Annotated in this window: 12 protein-coding genes; 3 read left to right on the forward strand and 9 right to left on the reverse strand. The window is 73.8% G+C overall.

What is annotated here, in order from left to right:
- Positions 1-2 precede the first annotated feature (2 nt).
- Positions 3-554 (reverse strand): TetR/AcrR family transcriptional regulator, encoded by a 552-nt coding sequence (locus FL583_RS12370; RefSeq protein ID WP_142704737.1) that lies wholly within the window; start codon positions 552-554, stop codon positions 3-5.
- A gap of 195 nt (positions 555-749) precedes the next feature.
- On the opposite strand from FL583_RS12370, the gene FL583_RS12375 reads away from it, so the two are divergent.
- Positions 750-2,198: an ankyrin repeat domain-containing protein gene (locus FL583_RS12375; protein ID WP_142704738.1), complete on the forward strand. Its 1,449-nt coding sequence runs from the start codon at positions 750-752 to the stop codon at positions 2,196-2,198.
- Positions 2,199-2,201: 3 nt separating this feature from the next.
- On the opposite strand, the gene FL583_RS12380 is transcribed toward FL583_RS12375, so the two are convergent.
- The gene (locus tag FL583_RS12380; protein ID WP_142704739.1) at positions 2,202-2,585 is read right to left on the reverse strand and encodes a hypothetical protein; all 384 of its coding nucleotides are present in this window, start codon (positions 2,583-2,585) and stop codon (positions 2,202-2,204) included.
- 29 nt (positions 2,586-2,614) lie between these two features.
- Complete coding sequence (locus FL583_RS40875) at positions 2,615-5,602, reverse strand: dynamin family protein (protein ID WP_205752063.1); 2,988 nt, start codon at positions 5,600-5,602, stop codon at positions 2,615-2,617.
- Positions 5,603-5,624: 22 nt separating this feature from the next.
- Here FL583_RS40875 and FL583_RS12390 point away from each other — a divergent pair, with 22 nt between their 5' ends.
- The gene (locus FL583_RS12390) at positions 5,625-6,377 is read left to right on the forward strand and encodes a phosphatase PAP2 family protein (RefSeq protein WP_170323616.1); all 753 of its coding nucleotides are present in this window, start codon (positions 5,625-5,627) and stop codon (positions 6,375-6,377) included.
- On the opposite strand, the gene FL583_RS12395 is transcribed toward FL583_RS12390, so the two are convergent.
- From FL583_RS12395 to FL583_RS12420, 6 genes are read right to left on the reverse strand one after another with little or no spacing between them, the layout of a single operon-like run.
- Complete coding sequence (locus FL583_RS12395; RefSeq protein ID WP_142704741.1) at positions 6,356-6,715, reverse strand: hypothetical protein; 360 nt, start codon at positions 6,713-6,715, stop codon at positions 6,356-6,358. The two genes, FL583_RS12390 and FL583_RS12395, sit on opposite strands and share 22 nt — an antisense overlap.
- The gene (locus FL583_RS12400) at positions 6,712-7,578 is read right to left on the reverse strand and encodes a DODA-type extradiol aromatic ring-opening family dioxygenase (protein ID WP_142704742.1); all 867 of its coding nucleotides are present in this window, start codon (positions 7,576-7,578) and stop codon (positions 6,712-6,714) included. The genes FL583_RS12395 and FL583_RS12400 overlap by 4 nt, the downstream gene beginning before the upstream one ends.
- The gene (locus FL583_RS12405) at positions 7,571-8,377 is read right to left on the reverse strand and encodes a citryl-CoA lyase (protein WP_142704860.1); all 807 of its coding nucleotides are present in this window, start codon (positions 8,375-8,377) and stop codon (positions 7,571-7,573) included. The genes FL583_RS12400 and FL583_RS12405 overlap by 8 nt, the downstream gene beginning before the upstream one ends.
- A 22-nt stretch (positions 8,378-8,399) precedes the next feature.
- On the reverse strand, positions 8,400-9,653 hold the full coding sequence (locus FL583_RS12410; RefSeq protein ID WP_142704743.1) for a CaiB/BaiF CoA transferase family protein: 1,254 nt from the start codon (positions 9,651-9,653) through the stop codon (positions 8,400-8,402).
- Between the two features lie 55 nt (positions 9,654-9,708).
- The gene (locus tag FL583_RS12415; RefSeq protein ID WP_142704744.1) at positions 9,709-10,527 is read right to left on the reverse strand and encodes an IclR family transcriptional regulator domain-containing protein; all 819 of its coding nucleotides are present in this window, start codon (positions 10,525-10,527) and stop codon (positions 9,709-9,711) included.
- A gap of 37 nt (positions 10,528-10,564) precedes the next feature.
- Entirely contained in the window at positions 10,565-11,782 is a 1,218-nt protein-coding gene (locus tag FL583_RS12420; protein ID WP_142704745.1) for a serine/threonine-protein kinase, read from the reverse strand.
- 58 nt (positions 11,783-11,840) lie between these two features.
- On the opposite strand from FL583_RS12420, the gene FL583_RS12425 reads away from it, so the two are divergent.
- Complete coding sequence (locus tag FL583_RS12425) at positions 11,841-14,168, forward strand: MMPL family transporter (protein ID WP_205752066.1); 2,328 nt, start codon at positions 11,841-11,843, stop codon at positions 14,166-14,168.
- Positions 14,169-14,170 lie beyond the last annotated feature (2 nt).

The following is a 14,170-nucleotide window of genomic DNA, read 5'->3' on the forward strand; positions in this document are numbered from 1 at the left end:
GCCTACAGTGTCCTCGGGCGCGCCAGGACCCCGGCCATCACCAGGTCGAGCATGCGGGTGGCCTGGGCCTCGCCGCCGGTCTCCGGGTCGATCCGCCAGAGGAACGAGATCAGCAGCAGGAAGTCGCCGTCGTCGACGTCCGGGCGCAGCTCGCCGGTGGCCGCGCCGGCGTCGAGCAGCGTCCGGATCGCGCCGGTCACCAGCCGGTAGGCCTCGGCCTCGACGCTGTCGGTGGTGACCGCGTGGATCACCTCGGCGACGCCGTACTTCAGCTGCCCGTAGCGGGCGACGCGGTCGAGCCACCGGCGCAGCGCCTCCAGCGGCGGGTGGTCGTCGAGGAGGGCCGGGGCGAGCGCGGCCAGGGCCTCGATCTCGGCCCGGTAGACCTCGAGGACGAGCGCCTCGCGGGTCGGGAAGTGCCGGTACAGGGTTCCGGGGCCGACTCCGGCGCGCTTCGCGATCTCGTTCAGCGACGTGTCGCCGGCCGACGCGAACGCCTCCCGAGCCACGTCGACGATCCGCTGCCGATTCTCCCGCGCGTCCGCCCGGACCACACGCCCTCCCCCATAACCGGAGATATCTCCGCCTAGACTACCGGAGCCGGGACGCGTTAGCGTGGGGGTGGCGCGTGGGGCGCCTCCGGTCCGCGGGAAGGGCTCAGCCCACCCGAGCAGCACCCTTTCTCTGCCGTAGGCCTCCTTTCGAGCCCGGTGACGCGGACCGCGGGCGCACCCGAGAGGAGGTCGGCGATGCCGACCGTCACGCTTCCGATGAACCCCGGGCTCGACCACCTGCGCAAACTCGCCCGACGCCTGCAGCGCGCGGTCCGCGCCCGCGAGCCCCGGGGCCTCGACCTCGTCGCGACCCACCACCCCGACGGCGCCCCCGCCGACCCGGCCACGTTCAAGCTCTCGGCCGCCCAACTCGTCGTCGCCCGCGCGCACGGGTTCCGGTCCTGGCCCGCGGTCGTGCGCTACTTCGCGGTCGTCGACGCCCACCGCTGGGACCCGGCCGACGTCCCGGCCGACGAGCCCGTCGCCCACCGGTTCCTCCGCCTCGCCTGCCTCACCTACAGCGCCGAGGACGACCCGGCCCGCTGGGCCGCGGCCGCCGCGCTGCGTCCCGAGCTCCCGGACGACGACGTCTGGGCCGCGGCCGCCGCGAACGACCGGGCGACGGTCGCCCGCCGGCTGCGCGGCGACCCCACGCTCGCGACGCGCCCCGGCGGCCCGTACGGCTGGCGCCCGCTGTTCTACCTCGCCTACAGCCGGGTCTCTCCGGCCGACGACGCCCCGGGCATCGCCGAGCTCCTCCTCGGCCACGGCGCCGACCCGAACGAGGGTTACCTCTGGCACGGCCTGCCGACGCCGTTCACCGTGCTCACCGGCGTCTTCGGCGAGGGCGAGCAGGGCGCCGCCCACCAGCCGCGTCATCCGCACAGCTCCGCGCTGGCCCGGCTGCTGCTCGACGCCGGCGCCGACCCGAACGACGCCCAGACGCTCTACAACCGCCAGTTCCGCTCCGACGACGACTTCCTCGAGATCCTGTTCGACGCCGGCCTCGGCACCGGCGACGGCGGCCCCTGGCACCGCCGGCTCACCGACGCCACCGACACCCCGGCCGAGATGCTCCGCAGGCTGCTGCTGTGGGCCGTCGTCCACGGGCAGGCCGCCCGGGTGGACCTGCTGCTGCGTTCCGGCGTCGACCCCGGCTTCCGCGACCGCGACGGACGCACCCCGGCCGAGCTGGCCCTGCGCAACGGCTACCCGGAGCTCGCCGAGCGGCTCGGGGGCGTCCCGGACGCCGACCCGGTCACCCGCTGGGTCGGGGCCGCCCTGGCCGCGGACCCGTCCACTCTGGACGAACTGGAGGCGGCCGACCCGGGCCTGCGCGCACGCGTGCGTGAGCAGCTCCCCGGGCTGGTCGTCTGGGCCACGGCCAGCCGGGGCGCCCCGGCCCTGGAAACGTTGCTGGCCCGGGGTTTCGACGTCGACGCCCGCGGCCGCGCCGACGGCCCCACCCCGATGGAGTGGGAGACCGCCCTGCACGCGGCCGCGGGCGAGAACCGCACCGACCTGATCGCGCTGCTGCTGGCCCGGGGCGCCGACCCGACGATCCGCGACGCCCGCTTCGACGGCACCCCGCTGGACTGGGCCACCCACTTCCATCACGCCGAAGCGATCGAGCTCCTGCGCTGACGCTCAGCCCCAGCCGAGCACCACCACACCCAGCGCGGCCAGCGCGAGCAGCAGCGCCACCGACAACCCGAGCGCGAACCGCCGCAGCTTCTCGATCGTCGCGCTGTTCTCGGTCGCCTGCGACCGCAGATCGTCCAGCGACAGCGTCGCGATGTCGATCCGCTCCCGCAGCTGATCGGTGCCCGACGCCGTCGTCCGCACCAGGTCGCCGACCTGCGACGAGAGCCGCAAGCGATCGGCCCGGTCGTCGCCGAGCAGCTCGTCGAGCGTCCGCAGCCGCACGTCGAGGGCGGCGATCGTCTCGCGCAGCTCGGCGCCGAACGGCGCCAGCGTCGGCTCGACCGCGCGTTTCGTGATGTCGGTGACCGCGTCGCTGAGCAGCGTCACCGTCTCTTGATGAACGTCCCGGGTAGTGGTCAACTGTCCCCTCCGCTACATGTCCGGCCAACGGCGTCCAGGCGCTTGAGCCAGAGCGACGCGCGGTCGCGTCCCTCGCCGGCGATCGCGCCCTCGTGCGGCACGGCCCGGTCGCCGGCCGCGGCGACCTCCGCACCCAGTTCGTCCGCGAGACGGCCCAGCTCGGCGTCGAGCCGTCCCAGGAACTCCTCGACGGTCGCGGCGACGGCCCGGCGTCCCCGTTCCCGCGCGGCCGGCCACTCGGTGCCGACGAGCAGCCAGGCCTCGTCCGGCGCGGACCGCCAGCGCCGCGGATCGACCAGCGCCCGCCACCCGCCCGGGCTCTCGGCCGGAGCGAGGACGGGAACGGCCACCGCGAACGGCGTCCCGTCCGGAACCGGCTCCGGGACCCGCAGCGTCCCGCGCGGGATCCGCACCGACAGCTCCCGGCCGACCGCCGCGCACGCCTCGGCCAGCACCATCCCGGCCCGGTGGTTCAGGTCCTCGAGCCGCGCGGCCAGCCGCTCCCGGGCCGCGGGCGTCCCCCGCCGCTCCCCGAACACCACCTCGTCGACCGGCCGGACCGCGTCGGCCACGACCGCGTCCACCCGGTCGCGCAGCCCGGGCTCACCCCAGGCGGCCGTGCGCAGCGCGGCCCGGACCTCGGCCAGCGTCGAGACGTCGGCCCGCAGCCCGTCGGCGCGCGCGGCCCGGCCCCGCTCCCCCTCGGCGACCCGCTCCACCCGCCGGCCGTGCCGCTCCGCGACCTCGGACACCACCGCGTGCGCCCGGTCGATCCAGGCCGCCAGCGCGGCCTGCTGGGCGCTGAGGACCGCCCGCCGCAGGTCGTCGGCGAAGGCCCGGAACTCGTCGTTGCGGTCCGCGACCACCTCGGTGAAGTAGATCGGCGGGCGCGCCGCGCCCGGCGCGGTCAGCCCGCGCGCGACCGCCTCACGGATCCGGTCCGCGTGCGACCCCACCAGCCCCTTCTTCGTGAGGACGACGTAGACGCGCGCGTCCGTGCGGCTGTTGCGGAGAAACGCGAGGTTCGCCTCGTCCTCCCGCGACGCCGGCTTCGTCCCGTCGATGCAGTACACGACGACGCTCGGCCGCCCGTCGCGGACCGCGCGCTGGACGTCGGCCCGGTGGTGGACCAGCGGCGCGTCGGTGCCGGGCGTGTCGACGATCGTGACGTGCTCCAGCAGCGGGCACGGCTCGCCGAGCTCGAGCGTGCCGATCCGGACCGCGAGCGACGGATCCCGGGCCAGTTCCTCGAGGGCCCGGTCGCGGCCGGCCGGGCCGGGCCAGCGGTCCGGCGTGCTCGCGAACGCGCGCACGGTCACCTCGGCCGGCACCGACGGGTCGATGATGCGGGGCCGGTCCGGGCTCGGCGCCAGGTACGCGTGCCGGTGCGGGGACCCGCTGAAGTCGAGCATCGCCCACAGCCGGGCCAGCGCGGCCGGTCCGTCGATCCCGGCCGGCGTCGGCGTCAGCGGCCGGAACTCCGCGTCGCGGGCCGCGACCGCGCGGTCGCGCAACCACCGTTCGATCGCCCGGACGTTCTCGACGTGGACGCGGACCTGGTGCGGTTCGGCGCCCGGGGAGAGCAGCCGCAGCGTGACGTCGTCGCGCCAGGTGACGCCGACGCTCGGCGTGGACGCGTGGCGCAGGCGGGTCACCGCGGACGTCGAGGCGTGCGCCGCGACCGGCAGCACCGGGGCCCCGATCAGCGCGTTGATCAGCGCGGACTTGCCGGCCGAGGCGGGTCCGAGCACGACCACCTCGGGCCGCTCCACCAGCACCCCGCCGCGGATGCCGGCCAGCGCCTCCCGCTCGGCCCCGGTGGCGCCGAGCCCGGCGTCGGCCAGCGCGTTGTCGAGCAGCGCGACCAGGTCGTCCCGGGTCCGCGAGTAGTGCGAGCCGAACGGCACCCCGCCGGTGTCCACCTCGGGCGGTGGCTCGACGACGTCGGCCTGGGCGTCGTAGGCCTCGGCCAGCGCGGCCGCGTCCTGTTCCACCGCGGCGCGCAGCGCCGGGGCCGAGCCGACCTCGGACGCGAGCCGGGCCACCTGGGCCAGCCGGTCGTCGAGGTCGATCACCGCCGGACCGTCGCGCTCGACGGCCAGCAGGTCGGCCAGCACGTGCAGCGACCCGATCCAATCCGGATGCCGGGCCATCACCGCCATCGTCCGGCGGCGCGCGTACTCCGCGCCGACGGTCTCCCGGCTGCGCGCCGCGGCCGCGCTCAACGTCGACGCCCAGCGCTCCGGCAGCGTGTGCGCGCGCAGCGCGGCGACGCACCGGCGCAGCAGGTCCAGCTCGGGGCCGGGCGCCCCGAGCCGCGAGGTCACCAGCGGGACCACCACGCCCGGCGCGGCGACCTCGCCGATTCCGGCCGGCCCGCCCGCCGCCTCGGACGCCCGCCGGTTCTCGACCAGCACCGACGGTACGTGACGCAGCGCCTCCAGGGCCTGCACGTCCAGTTCGGTCACGCCCCGCCGCGGCAGCACGTACAGGACCCCGACGCCTTCCCGGCGGGCCTCGTCGAGCGACGGATCCGACCCGTCGACGAGCCCCGGCGTGTCGACGATCCCCAGCCCCCAGGAGTCGAGCACCCGGGCCGGCGCGGCCACCCGGACCCGGCGCAGGTCGGCCCGCGACCCGAAGTCGGCGAAGTCGCACGGCACCTGCTCCCAGGCGTCGCCGACCGCGAGCCACAGCGTGGGCACCGGCCCGTACACCCACTCGACCGGAACCCCGATCCCCCGCCCCGGACGCGGGGCCAGCCCCGGGAACGTGGCCGCCACGTCGGCGAGGATGCGCGCGGCCAGTACGGTCTTTCCGGAGTCCACCGGTCCCACCAGCACCAGCGTGAACTCCGGCACGGTGCCCAGCCGGATCCGCTGGCCGGTGCGGTCGGCGGCGTCGTACGCGGCGCGGACCGCGGCGGGCAGCAACGCGATCGCGGCCGGGTCGGGGTCGGGAGCGACGGTGGAGGGGGCGGTCACGACTGGCGAGTGTAGAGCAGGTATGACCGATATACGGGCAATTGGACGGTTTGTGCTCAATCAGCCGCACACCACGCTCTCCTGGAAACGGGAGCTCGCGTTGGTCATCGCATTTCTCGTTCCGTACGACCTGATCCGCCTGGCCGCGGCGAACGACCGGGACGTCGGCGTCCGGCACGCCCGCGACGTCCTCGGGCTCGAGCACCACCTCGGCCTCGACGTCGAGAGAGCGCTGAACCACGCGCTGGCCGCGCACCACGCGCTCGAGGCCGCGGCCGGGTTCTGGTACGCCGGGCTGCACTACCTGGTGACGCCGGCCGTGCTGATCCTGCTGTACCGGCGGGCGCCCGAGCGCTACCAGCGGGCCCGGCTGGCGCTGATGGCCGCGACCGCGGTCGCGCTCGGCGGATATCTGCTGTTCCCGACCGCGCCGCCGCGGTTCCTGCCCGGGTACGTCGACACGATGGTCGCGACCGCCGACGTCGGCTGGTGGACGACCAACGCGTCGGCCGGGCTCAACGAGCTGGCCGCGATGCCGTCGATGCACGTCGGCTGGGCGCTGTGGTGCGCGCTGGTGCTGAGCGGCCTGGCCCGGCGACCGTTACTGAAGGCGCTCGCGTTCGCCTATCCGGCGATCACGACGCTGGTCGTCGTCGCGACCGCGAACCACTGGGTGCTCGACGCCGTCGCCGGCGCCGCGCTGGTGCTCGGGGCGTGGCGCGCGCTCACGCCACACCCCGAGAGGCAGCCGGTCTACGTGGCGATGTCCGGATAGGGCAGCGAGATGTGCGCCATCCGCTCGGCGTAGGCCTTCACGTACCCGAGCGGCTCGTGGTCGTGCTCGAACATCGCGATGAACAGCGTCAGCGTGAGGAACGGGTGCGCGCCCAGCTCGAACAGCGTGACGTGGTCCTGAGCGACGAGCGCGTCGCGCTCCTCGTCCTCGAACGCCAGCCAGGTCGACTTCTCCTGGGTGACGCAGTTGAGGATCTCGTTGGCCTTCTCGGTCTCCCACCAGGCCACCGTGCCGGCCGGGTCGTCCCGGTAGCGCTGCACGAGGTCGGGGTCGCGGTCGACCGTGTAGAGGAACTTGTTCACCAGGTACTTGCTCACAGCGACGACGCCCCCTTCGGATACCAGGTGAAGTAGGCCTCCATCGTGTGGAACAGGTCGACGGTCTCGGTGTAGTCGGCCTTGGCGCCCTCGCCGGCCACGCCCATCATCAGCATGAAGTCCATGAACCCGTGGGTGGCGTTGCCCGGCTTGTGCAGGCTCTCCAGCGTCACCTCGGCCAGGCAGCCCTCGATGTCGCCGGACGCGATCCACTCGACCGCCTTGCGGTCGAACTCCGGGTCCGGCCCGGTGGGGCCGAACTGGCGCGGGCCGCCGAGCTCCAGGCTCAGGTGACCGGTGCCGATCACCGCGACGCGCTGGTTGCCGGGCATCGACTCGACCAGCTCCCGGATCGTCTTCCCGAGCTGGACGAACCGCTTCGGCTGGGGCAGCGGCGGCGCGAAGATGTTCGTGTAGATCGGGACGATCGGCAGGTCGGCCTGCGGGCGCAGCGTGATGATCGGGCAGGTCACGCTGTGGTCGATCCGCAGCTCGTTGCTGAACGCCAGGTCGAAGCCCGCGTCCAGGCCCTCACGCAGGATGTGCTGGCTGAACGCCTCGTCACCGGCCAGGCGCATCCGGGGCAGCCCGAACTCGCGTTCCTCGTTGTACCAGTTCGCGTCGTAGACCGGCGCCTTGCCGACCAGGAACTGGGGCATGTTGTCCAGCCACAGCTGGTGGAAGTGGTCGGACCCGACCATCACCAGCACGTCCGGCCGCGCCCGGGTGAGCGTCTCGCGGAAGTTCTCGATCTTGCTGATCCACTCCGCGGCGAACGGCGGCCGTTCCTCTTCCGGGGCCGTGCTCGTCTTGTAGTAGAAGGGGTGGTGAGTGGACGCGATCACCGCGACCAATTCAGCCATGGGCACCTCCGTACGGGTCTGGGGCGACGGACCGATTATTGAGGTCCACGGACAGGAAGATGTCGTTGGCCACCGGGTGACGGAGCTCCTCGGCCAGCTGTCCGATCAGGCCGGCCGTGCGGGCCAGGAGCGCGAAGCCGCGCAGCAGCTCCAGCGGCAGGCCCAGGTCGGCCAGGGCGGCCCCGCACACCCCGGCGCCGTTCAGCGGCAGCGTCCTCCCGAGGATCTCCGGGTGCACGCGGCCGATGGCCGCGAACAGGGAGAGGTGGGGGCCGTAGAGCCCTTCCTCGGTGGCGATCGCGAACAGGCGGCGGGTCCGCGGGTCGCCGTCCTTGTGCACGTGGTGCCCGAGGCCGGGCACGAACTTCTTCTCCGCGCGTCGCGCGGCCACGACCTCCCGGGCCACCGCGTCCCAGCCCGCGTCGTCGGTCGGTCGAGCTTCCAGGCCTACGACGACGTCGTGGAGGAAGCGTCCGCAGTCCTCGGTGACGCCCAGGAAGCGCGAGCCGCCCCCGAGCAGCCCGGCCGCGAGCGCACCCTGCACCGAGTCCGGGGCGCTCAGGTACGTCAGCCGGGTGACGATCGCGGTCGGCGTGAAGCCGTGGTCGGCCAGGGCGGCCAGCACGGCCTCGAACACGCGGGTCTCGCCCGGCGTCGGGCGGCGCTGGGTGGCCAGCCAGAACGCCAGCTCGCCGAAGCCGACCTTGCCCATCACGTCGTCGGCCAGCGACTGCCCGAGCAGCGTGATCTCGTGCCTGCTCGACGCGCCCAGCGCGGTCGGGTAGACCGGCCGGTCGATCTGCTCGCGGTCGTCCCCGGCGTCAGCCACGGTCCGCCTCCGTCCCGGTCGTCGCGTCGGCTCCGTCGGCTCCGTCGGCTCCGTCGGCTCCGTCGGCTTCGTCGGCTTCGTCGGAGGTGGACGCGGCCGGCAGCGGCGCGTCGCCGGCCAGCCAGCGGCGGACCTCGTCGCCGTGCTGGTCGAGCGCCGGCGGCGCCGAGCGGTAGCTCGGCGGTGTGGCCGAGAACCCGATCGGGTTCCGCACCGTCGGCACGCCCCCGATCTCCACGACCGGCGCGAGCCCCAGACGCTCGGCCAGTTCGACGCCACCCCGCACGGTGTTGATCGGACCGCACGGCAGCCCGGCCTCGGTGAGGATCCCGAACCAGTCCTGGGCGCTCTTCGTCGACAGCGCCTCGAGCAGCAGCGGACGCAGCTCCTCGCGGTTGTCGTTGCGCTTGCCGATCGTGTCGAACCGCTCGTCGTCGGCCCACTCCGGGTGGCCGAGAACCTCGGCCAGCTTCCGGAACTGCCCGTTGTTGCCGGCCACCACGATCAGCTCGCCGTCGCCGGTCTCCAGCGGCTCGTACGGGAACAGGCTCAGGTGCGCGTTGCCCATCCGGTTCGGCACCACTCCCCCGGCGACGTAGGCCGAGGTCTGGTTGACCAACGTGGACAGCGCGGTCGAGAGCAGGTTCGTCTCGACGTGCTGGCCCTCGCCGGTGGCGTCGCGGTGGTGCAGGGCGGCCAGGATGCCGATCACCGAGTGCAGGCCGGTCATCACGTCGAACACCGAGATCCCGGCCCGGAACGGGGGGCCGTCCGGCGAGCCGGTCAGGCTCATCAGCCCGGACATGCCCTGCACGAGCAGGTCGTAGCCGGGCAGCTTCGCCCCGCCCTCGGCGCCGAAGCCGCTGATCGAGCAGTAGATCGTGTCGGCCCGGCGTGCGCGCACCGACGGGTAGTCGAGGCCGAACCGGGCCAGGCCGCCGGGCTTGAAGTTCTGGATGAACACGTCGGCCCGGGCCGACAGCGCGTGCGCCACGGCCAGGTCGTCGGCGTCCTTCAGGTCCAGCGCGATCGACCGCTTGTTGCGGTTGACGGCCAGGTAGTACGTGCCGACGCCGTCGCGCACCGGCGGGACCCAGCCCCGGGTGTCGTCGCCGGCCGGGCCCTCGACCTTGACCACCTCGGCGCCCAGGTCGGCGAGCAGCATCGTCGCGTACGGCCCGGCGAGGACGCGGGAGAAGTCCGCGACCACGATTCCGGACAACGGGCCTTCAGACACGCGAACCACTCCTGACCGCTCTACGGACACCTGTCCGCCACTGTTCCCGCCGGTTCCGGCAGTGTCAAGAAACCTCGGCGTCCCGTTCGATCTCGACGTGCGGCCGCGACTGCCAGAGCGCCCACTCGGCACTCACATCGCCCGCGGTGCGCAACAGCTTCGGAAGATGCTCGTCGAGAAGCGTCTCCAGCGACGTCTCGGCCGCGTGCACGGTCACGTTCATCGCCGCCCGGACCCGCCCGGAGCCGTCCCGGACCGGTGCGGCCACCGACCGGACGCCCGGCGCGAGCTCCTCGTCGGCCAGGGCCCAGCCGCGGGCCCGGACCTCGGTCAGCTCGGCGGTGAGCGTGGCCCGGTCGCGACCGATGTAGGGCGGCAGACCCGACCGGCTCGGCTCGGCCAGCACCCGGTCGACGTCGGCCGGCTCCAGGCCGGCCAGCAGCACCTTGCCCTGCGACGTCTGGGCGGCCGGGAACCGGGTGCCGATGTCGACCCGCAGCGTGATGATCTTCGGCACCGAGACCCGGGCCACGTAGACGATGTCGGACCCGTCGAGCTGGGCCATCGACGACGACTCGCCGGTGGCCGTGACCAGGCGTTCCAGGTGCGGGCGGGCGATGTCCCAGAGCCCCTGCGCGCTGATGTAGGCCAGGCCGAGCGAGAGCACCTTGGGGGTCAGCGCGAACCCCCCGCCGGCCGCGCGGACGTAGCCCATCTCCTCGAGCGTGAGCAGCAGCCGCCGGGCGGTGGGCCGGGCCAGGCCGGTGGCCGACGCGACCTCGCTCAGCGACATCACCGGCCGGCGGGCGTCGAAGGCGGCCAGCACGTCCAGCCCGCGGGCCAGCGCCTCGACGAAGTCCGGACCGGTGCCGCGATTTGCCATGAATTGAACGTACCAGTGTCCGCTCTGCGGACGGAAGTCATCTCTGCAGGGAGCCGACCACCGCGCCCGCGCCGATGCTCAGCGCGGCCAGCACCGCCAGCCCGGCCAGCAGCAGGAGCAACGTCCGCCGGCTCGGTCCCTCGTCCGCATGGGAGGCCCAGACGTCGATCCGGCGTCGGACCTCGGAGGTGGACAGCAACTCCGACGGGCCCGACGGGTACCGCGGGCCGTCCTCGGCCTCGGGGGCCGCGTGGCGGCCGGTCCCCGCGGGCGCGGACCGGCCGGAGCCGGGCGCGGAGCCGCGGTCGGCGCGGCGGGGGCGGCGCTCGGTGCGGCTCGCGACCGTCACGTCGGTGCGCCCGGCCCGGGCGACCGCGGTCGCGGCCTGGCGCACCTCCTCCTCCACCCGCAGCGGGACCTCGGCCCGCATCAGCCAGCCGGGGCCGAGCTCGGCCGTCGCCGCGGACGCGAGCGCGACCGCGAACTCCTGGGCCGACGGGGTCCGCGCGGCCACGTCGCGCCGTAGGGCGCGGCCGACGACCTCGGCGAACCGGGGTGGCATCCCGACCGGGATCGGCGCCGAGTCGTGCAGTTGCCGGTGCAGCATCTCGGCGATCGGGACGCCCTCCGGGAACGGCGGCCGCCCGGAAAGCAGGTGGTAGGCGACGCCGCCGAGCGCGTAGACGTCGGAGGCCGGCCGGACCGGCTGGCCGAGGATCTGCTCGGGAGCCGCGTACCCGGGCGTGCCGACCAGCGAGCCGCTGGTCACGACGCTGCCCTCGTAGATCTTGGCCAGGCCGAAGTCGGTGACCTTGGCCGCGCCGTCCTCGGCGAACAGCACGTTGTCGGGCTTCACGTCACGGTGGATGATCCCGCGGGCGTGCGCCGCGTGCAGCGCGTCGGCGACCGCGAGCGTGATCGCGCACGCGGTCTCCGGCCGGACGGGGGCGTCCAGCCGGTCGCTGAGCGTGCCGCCCGGGCAGTGCTCCAGCACGAGCAGGCAGAGGCCCTCGTGGTCGGCGTAGTCGTGCACCCGGACCACGTGCGGGTGGTCGAACGCGGCCATGACCTGGGCCTCGGCCAGGAAGCGGCGCTCGACCGCGGGCTCGGGCGTGGTCAGGACCTTGATCGCGACCCTGCGGCCCAGCGACCGGTGCCGCCCCTCCAGCACCAGGCCGAAGCCGCCGCTGCCGAACTGCCGCCCCACCTCGTACGACGGTAAAGCGGCAGCGATCTTCTCCCGGTCCACGAGCATTCGCTACCTGTAGCACACGGAAATAATCCTGTCGCACGCCGATGGTTCAATGCTCTGCGTGACCGTCTTGGAGCAAGCCGAGACCTCTTCGCCGCCGCGTCCGCGCCGCGGCTGGCCGTTCGCCGCGATCATCGCGGTCGGCGTCCTCGTGTTCCTGGTCGGTGGGGCCGGTGGCTCCTACCAGGGCAAACTGTCCGAAGTCCAGAAGAACGACAACGCCTCCTACCTGCCGGCGTCGGCCGAGTCCACGAAGGCCGGGAACGAGTCGGCGAAGTTCACGCCGATCGAGAACCTGCCCGGCTTCGTCGTCTTCCACCGCGACGGCGGCCTGCGGGCCGCCGACCGCACCGCGATCGCCTCCGTCGCGACGAAGGCCCGCACCCTGCCCGGGGTGGACGTCTCCGGAGTCACGCCACCGCAGTACTCCGCCGACGGCGCGACGGCCGCGCTCTACGTGCCGCTGGTCGCGTCGAAGAACGGCACGGCGCTCAACGGCGACCAGCTGCTCGACCACGAGAAGCGGGTGCTGTCCACCGCGCGCGACGCCGCCCCCCACGGTCTGGCCGTCCACTCGGCCGGCCCGGGTGGCCTGCTGATCGCGTTCATCGACGCGTTCTCCGGCCTCGACAGCACGCTGCTGCTCACCGCGGTCGTCGTGATCTTCCTGATCCTGCTGCTGGTCTACCGGTCGATCGTGCTGCCGTTCCTGCCGCTGATCTCGGCCGGGCTCGCGCTCGGGCTCTCGTCGCTGGTGATCTACTACCTGGCCGACGCCGGGACGCTGACGCTCACCGGGCAGAGCCAGGGCATCCTCTCGGTGCTGGTGCTCGGGGCGGGCACCGACTACGCGCTGCTGCTGATCGCCCGGTACCGCGAGGAGCTGCACGAGTACCCGCCGGTCGACGCGATGGTCGCGGCCTGGAAGGCGTCGCTGCCGGCGATCGCCGCGTCGGCCGCGACGGTCACGATCGGCCTGCTCTGCCTGAGCTTCTCCGAGCTCAACTCGAACAAGAGCCTCGGTCCGGTGTCGGCGATCGGCATCGTCTGCACGCTGATCGTGATGACGACGTTCCTGCCGCTGGCGCTCGTCCTGGTGCCGAAGCTGTGGTTCTGGCCGATCCCGCAGCTGCTGGCCTACGTGGTGCCGCGGCTGCGCCGGGCCCGGCCCGCGGGCGCCCGGGGCATCTTCTGGACGCTCGGCGGGTCCTGGGTGTTCTGGCCGCGCATCCCGCAGCGCGACCACCAGAGCGACATCGCGTCGCACGGGCTCTGGGGCCGGGTCTCCCGGTTCGTCGGGGCCCACCACCGGGCGGCCTGGGCCGGCGCGGTCGTCGTCCTGCTGATCTGCCTGCTCGGGCTCACCGCGCTGAAGACCGACGGGCTCACGACGTCCGAGGGCTTCACGTCGAAGCCGGACGCCGTGGTCGGCCAGGAGCTGTACGACGCGAACTTCGACAAGGGGGCCGGTGCGCCCGCGGTGATCGTCGCGAACGCCGGGTCGGCCGACGCGGTGATCGCGGCCGCCAGCAAGGTCGACGGCGTGTCCCGCGAGCCGGGGGCGGTCTGCGTCCAGCCCGACTACGCGAAGCTGGCCGAGGCGGCCAAGTCAGCCCCGGCGGCCCCGGCCCAGCCCTCCGACGGCGCGGCCGCCGGGTGCGTCCCGCCGCAGCTGCAGGTGGCCCCGATCGACGGCCGCACGGTGATCGACGCGACGCTGTCCGACTCCTACGACTCCCCGGCCGCCTACGAGACCGTCAAGCGGCTGCGCACCGCCGTGCACGCGGTCCCGGGTGCGAACGCCCAGGTGGGCGGCGCGTCGGCGGCGAACCTCGACGTGTCGACCGCGTCCGTGCACGACCGCAACCTGATCATCCCGATCGTGCTGCTGGTCATCTTCGTCATCCTGGCCGGGCTGTTCCGGGCCCTGATCGCGCCGCTGCTGCTGATCGCCACCGTCGTGCTCTCGTTCACGGCGACGCTCGGCGTCTGCGGGTTCGCGTTCGAGCACGTCTTCGGGTTCGCCGGGGCCGACCAGTCGTTCCCGCTGTTCGCGTTCGTGTTCCTGGTCGCGCTCGGCATCGACTACAACATCTTCCTGATGACCCGGGTCCGCGAGGAGGCGCTGCAGTTCGGCACCCGCGAGGGCGTGCTGCGCGGGCTCGCGGTCACCGGCGGCGTCATCACGTCCGCCGGTGTCGTGCTGGCCGCGACGTTCGTCGTGCTCGGGGTGCTGCCGCTGGTGTTCCTGGCCGAGGTCGGGTTCGCGGTGGCGTTCGGCGTCCTGCTCGACACGATCCTGGTGCGCAGCGTCCTGGTGCCGGCGTTGGCCCACGACATCGGCCGGTTCATCTGGTGGCCGTCGAAGCTGTCGCGGGCCGAGCCGTGAGC

It is taken from the genome of Cryptosporangium phraense, from assembly GCF_006912135.1.
Taxonomy (GTDB): Bacteria; Actinomycetota; Actinomycetes; order Mycobacteriales; family Cryptosporangiaceae; genus Cryptosporangium; species Cryptosporangium phraense.

Coding starts and splice junctions, on each gene's coding strand:
- FL583_RS12400 (WP_142704742.1), bottom strand. CDS start 7,578: ATGGCTGAATTGGTCGCGGTGATCGCGTCCACTCACCACCCCTTCTAC.
- FL583_RS12420 (WP_142704745.1), bottom strand. CDS start 11,782: ATGCTCGTGGACCGGGAGAAGATCGCTGCCGCTTTACCGTCGTACGAG.
- FL583_RS12375 (WP_142704738.1), top strand. CDS start 750: ATGCCGACCGTCACGCTTCCGATGAACCCCGGGCTCGACCACCTGCGC.
- FL583_RS12390 (WP_170323616.1), top strand. CDS start 5,625: ATGACCGATATACGGGCAATTGGACGGTTTGTGCTCAATCAGCCGCAC.
- FL583_RS12415 (WP_142704744.1), bottom strand. CDS start 10,527: ATGGCAAATCGCGGCACCGGTCCGGACTTCGTCGAGGCGCTGGCCCGC.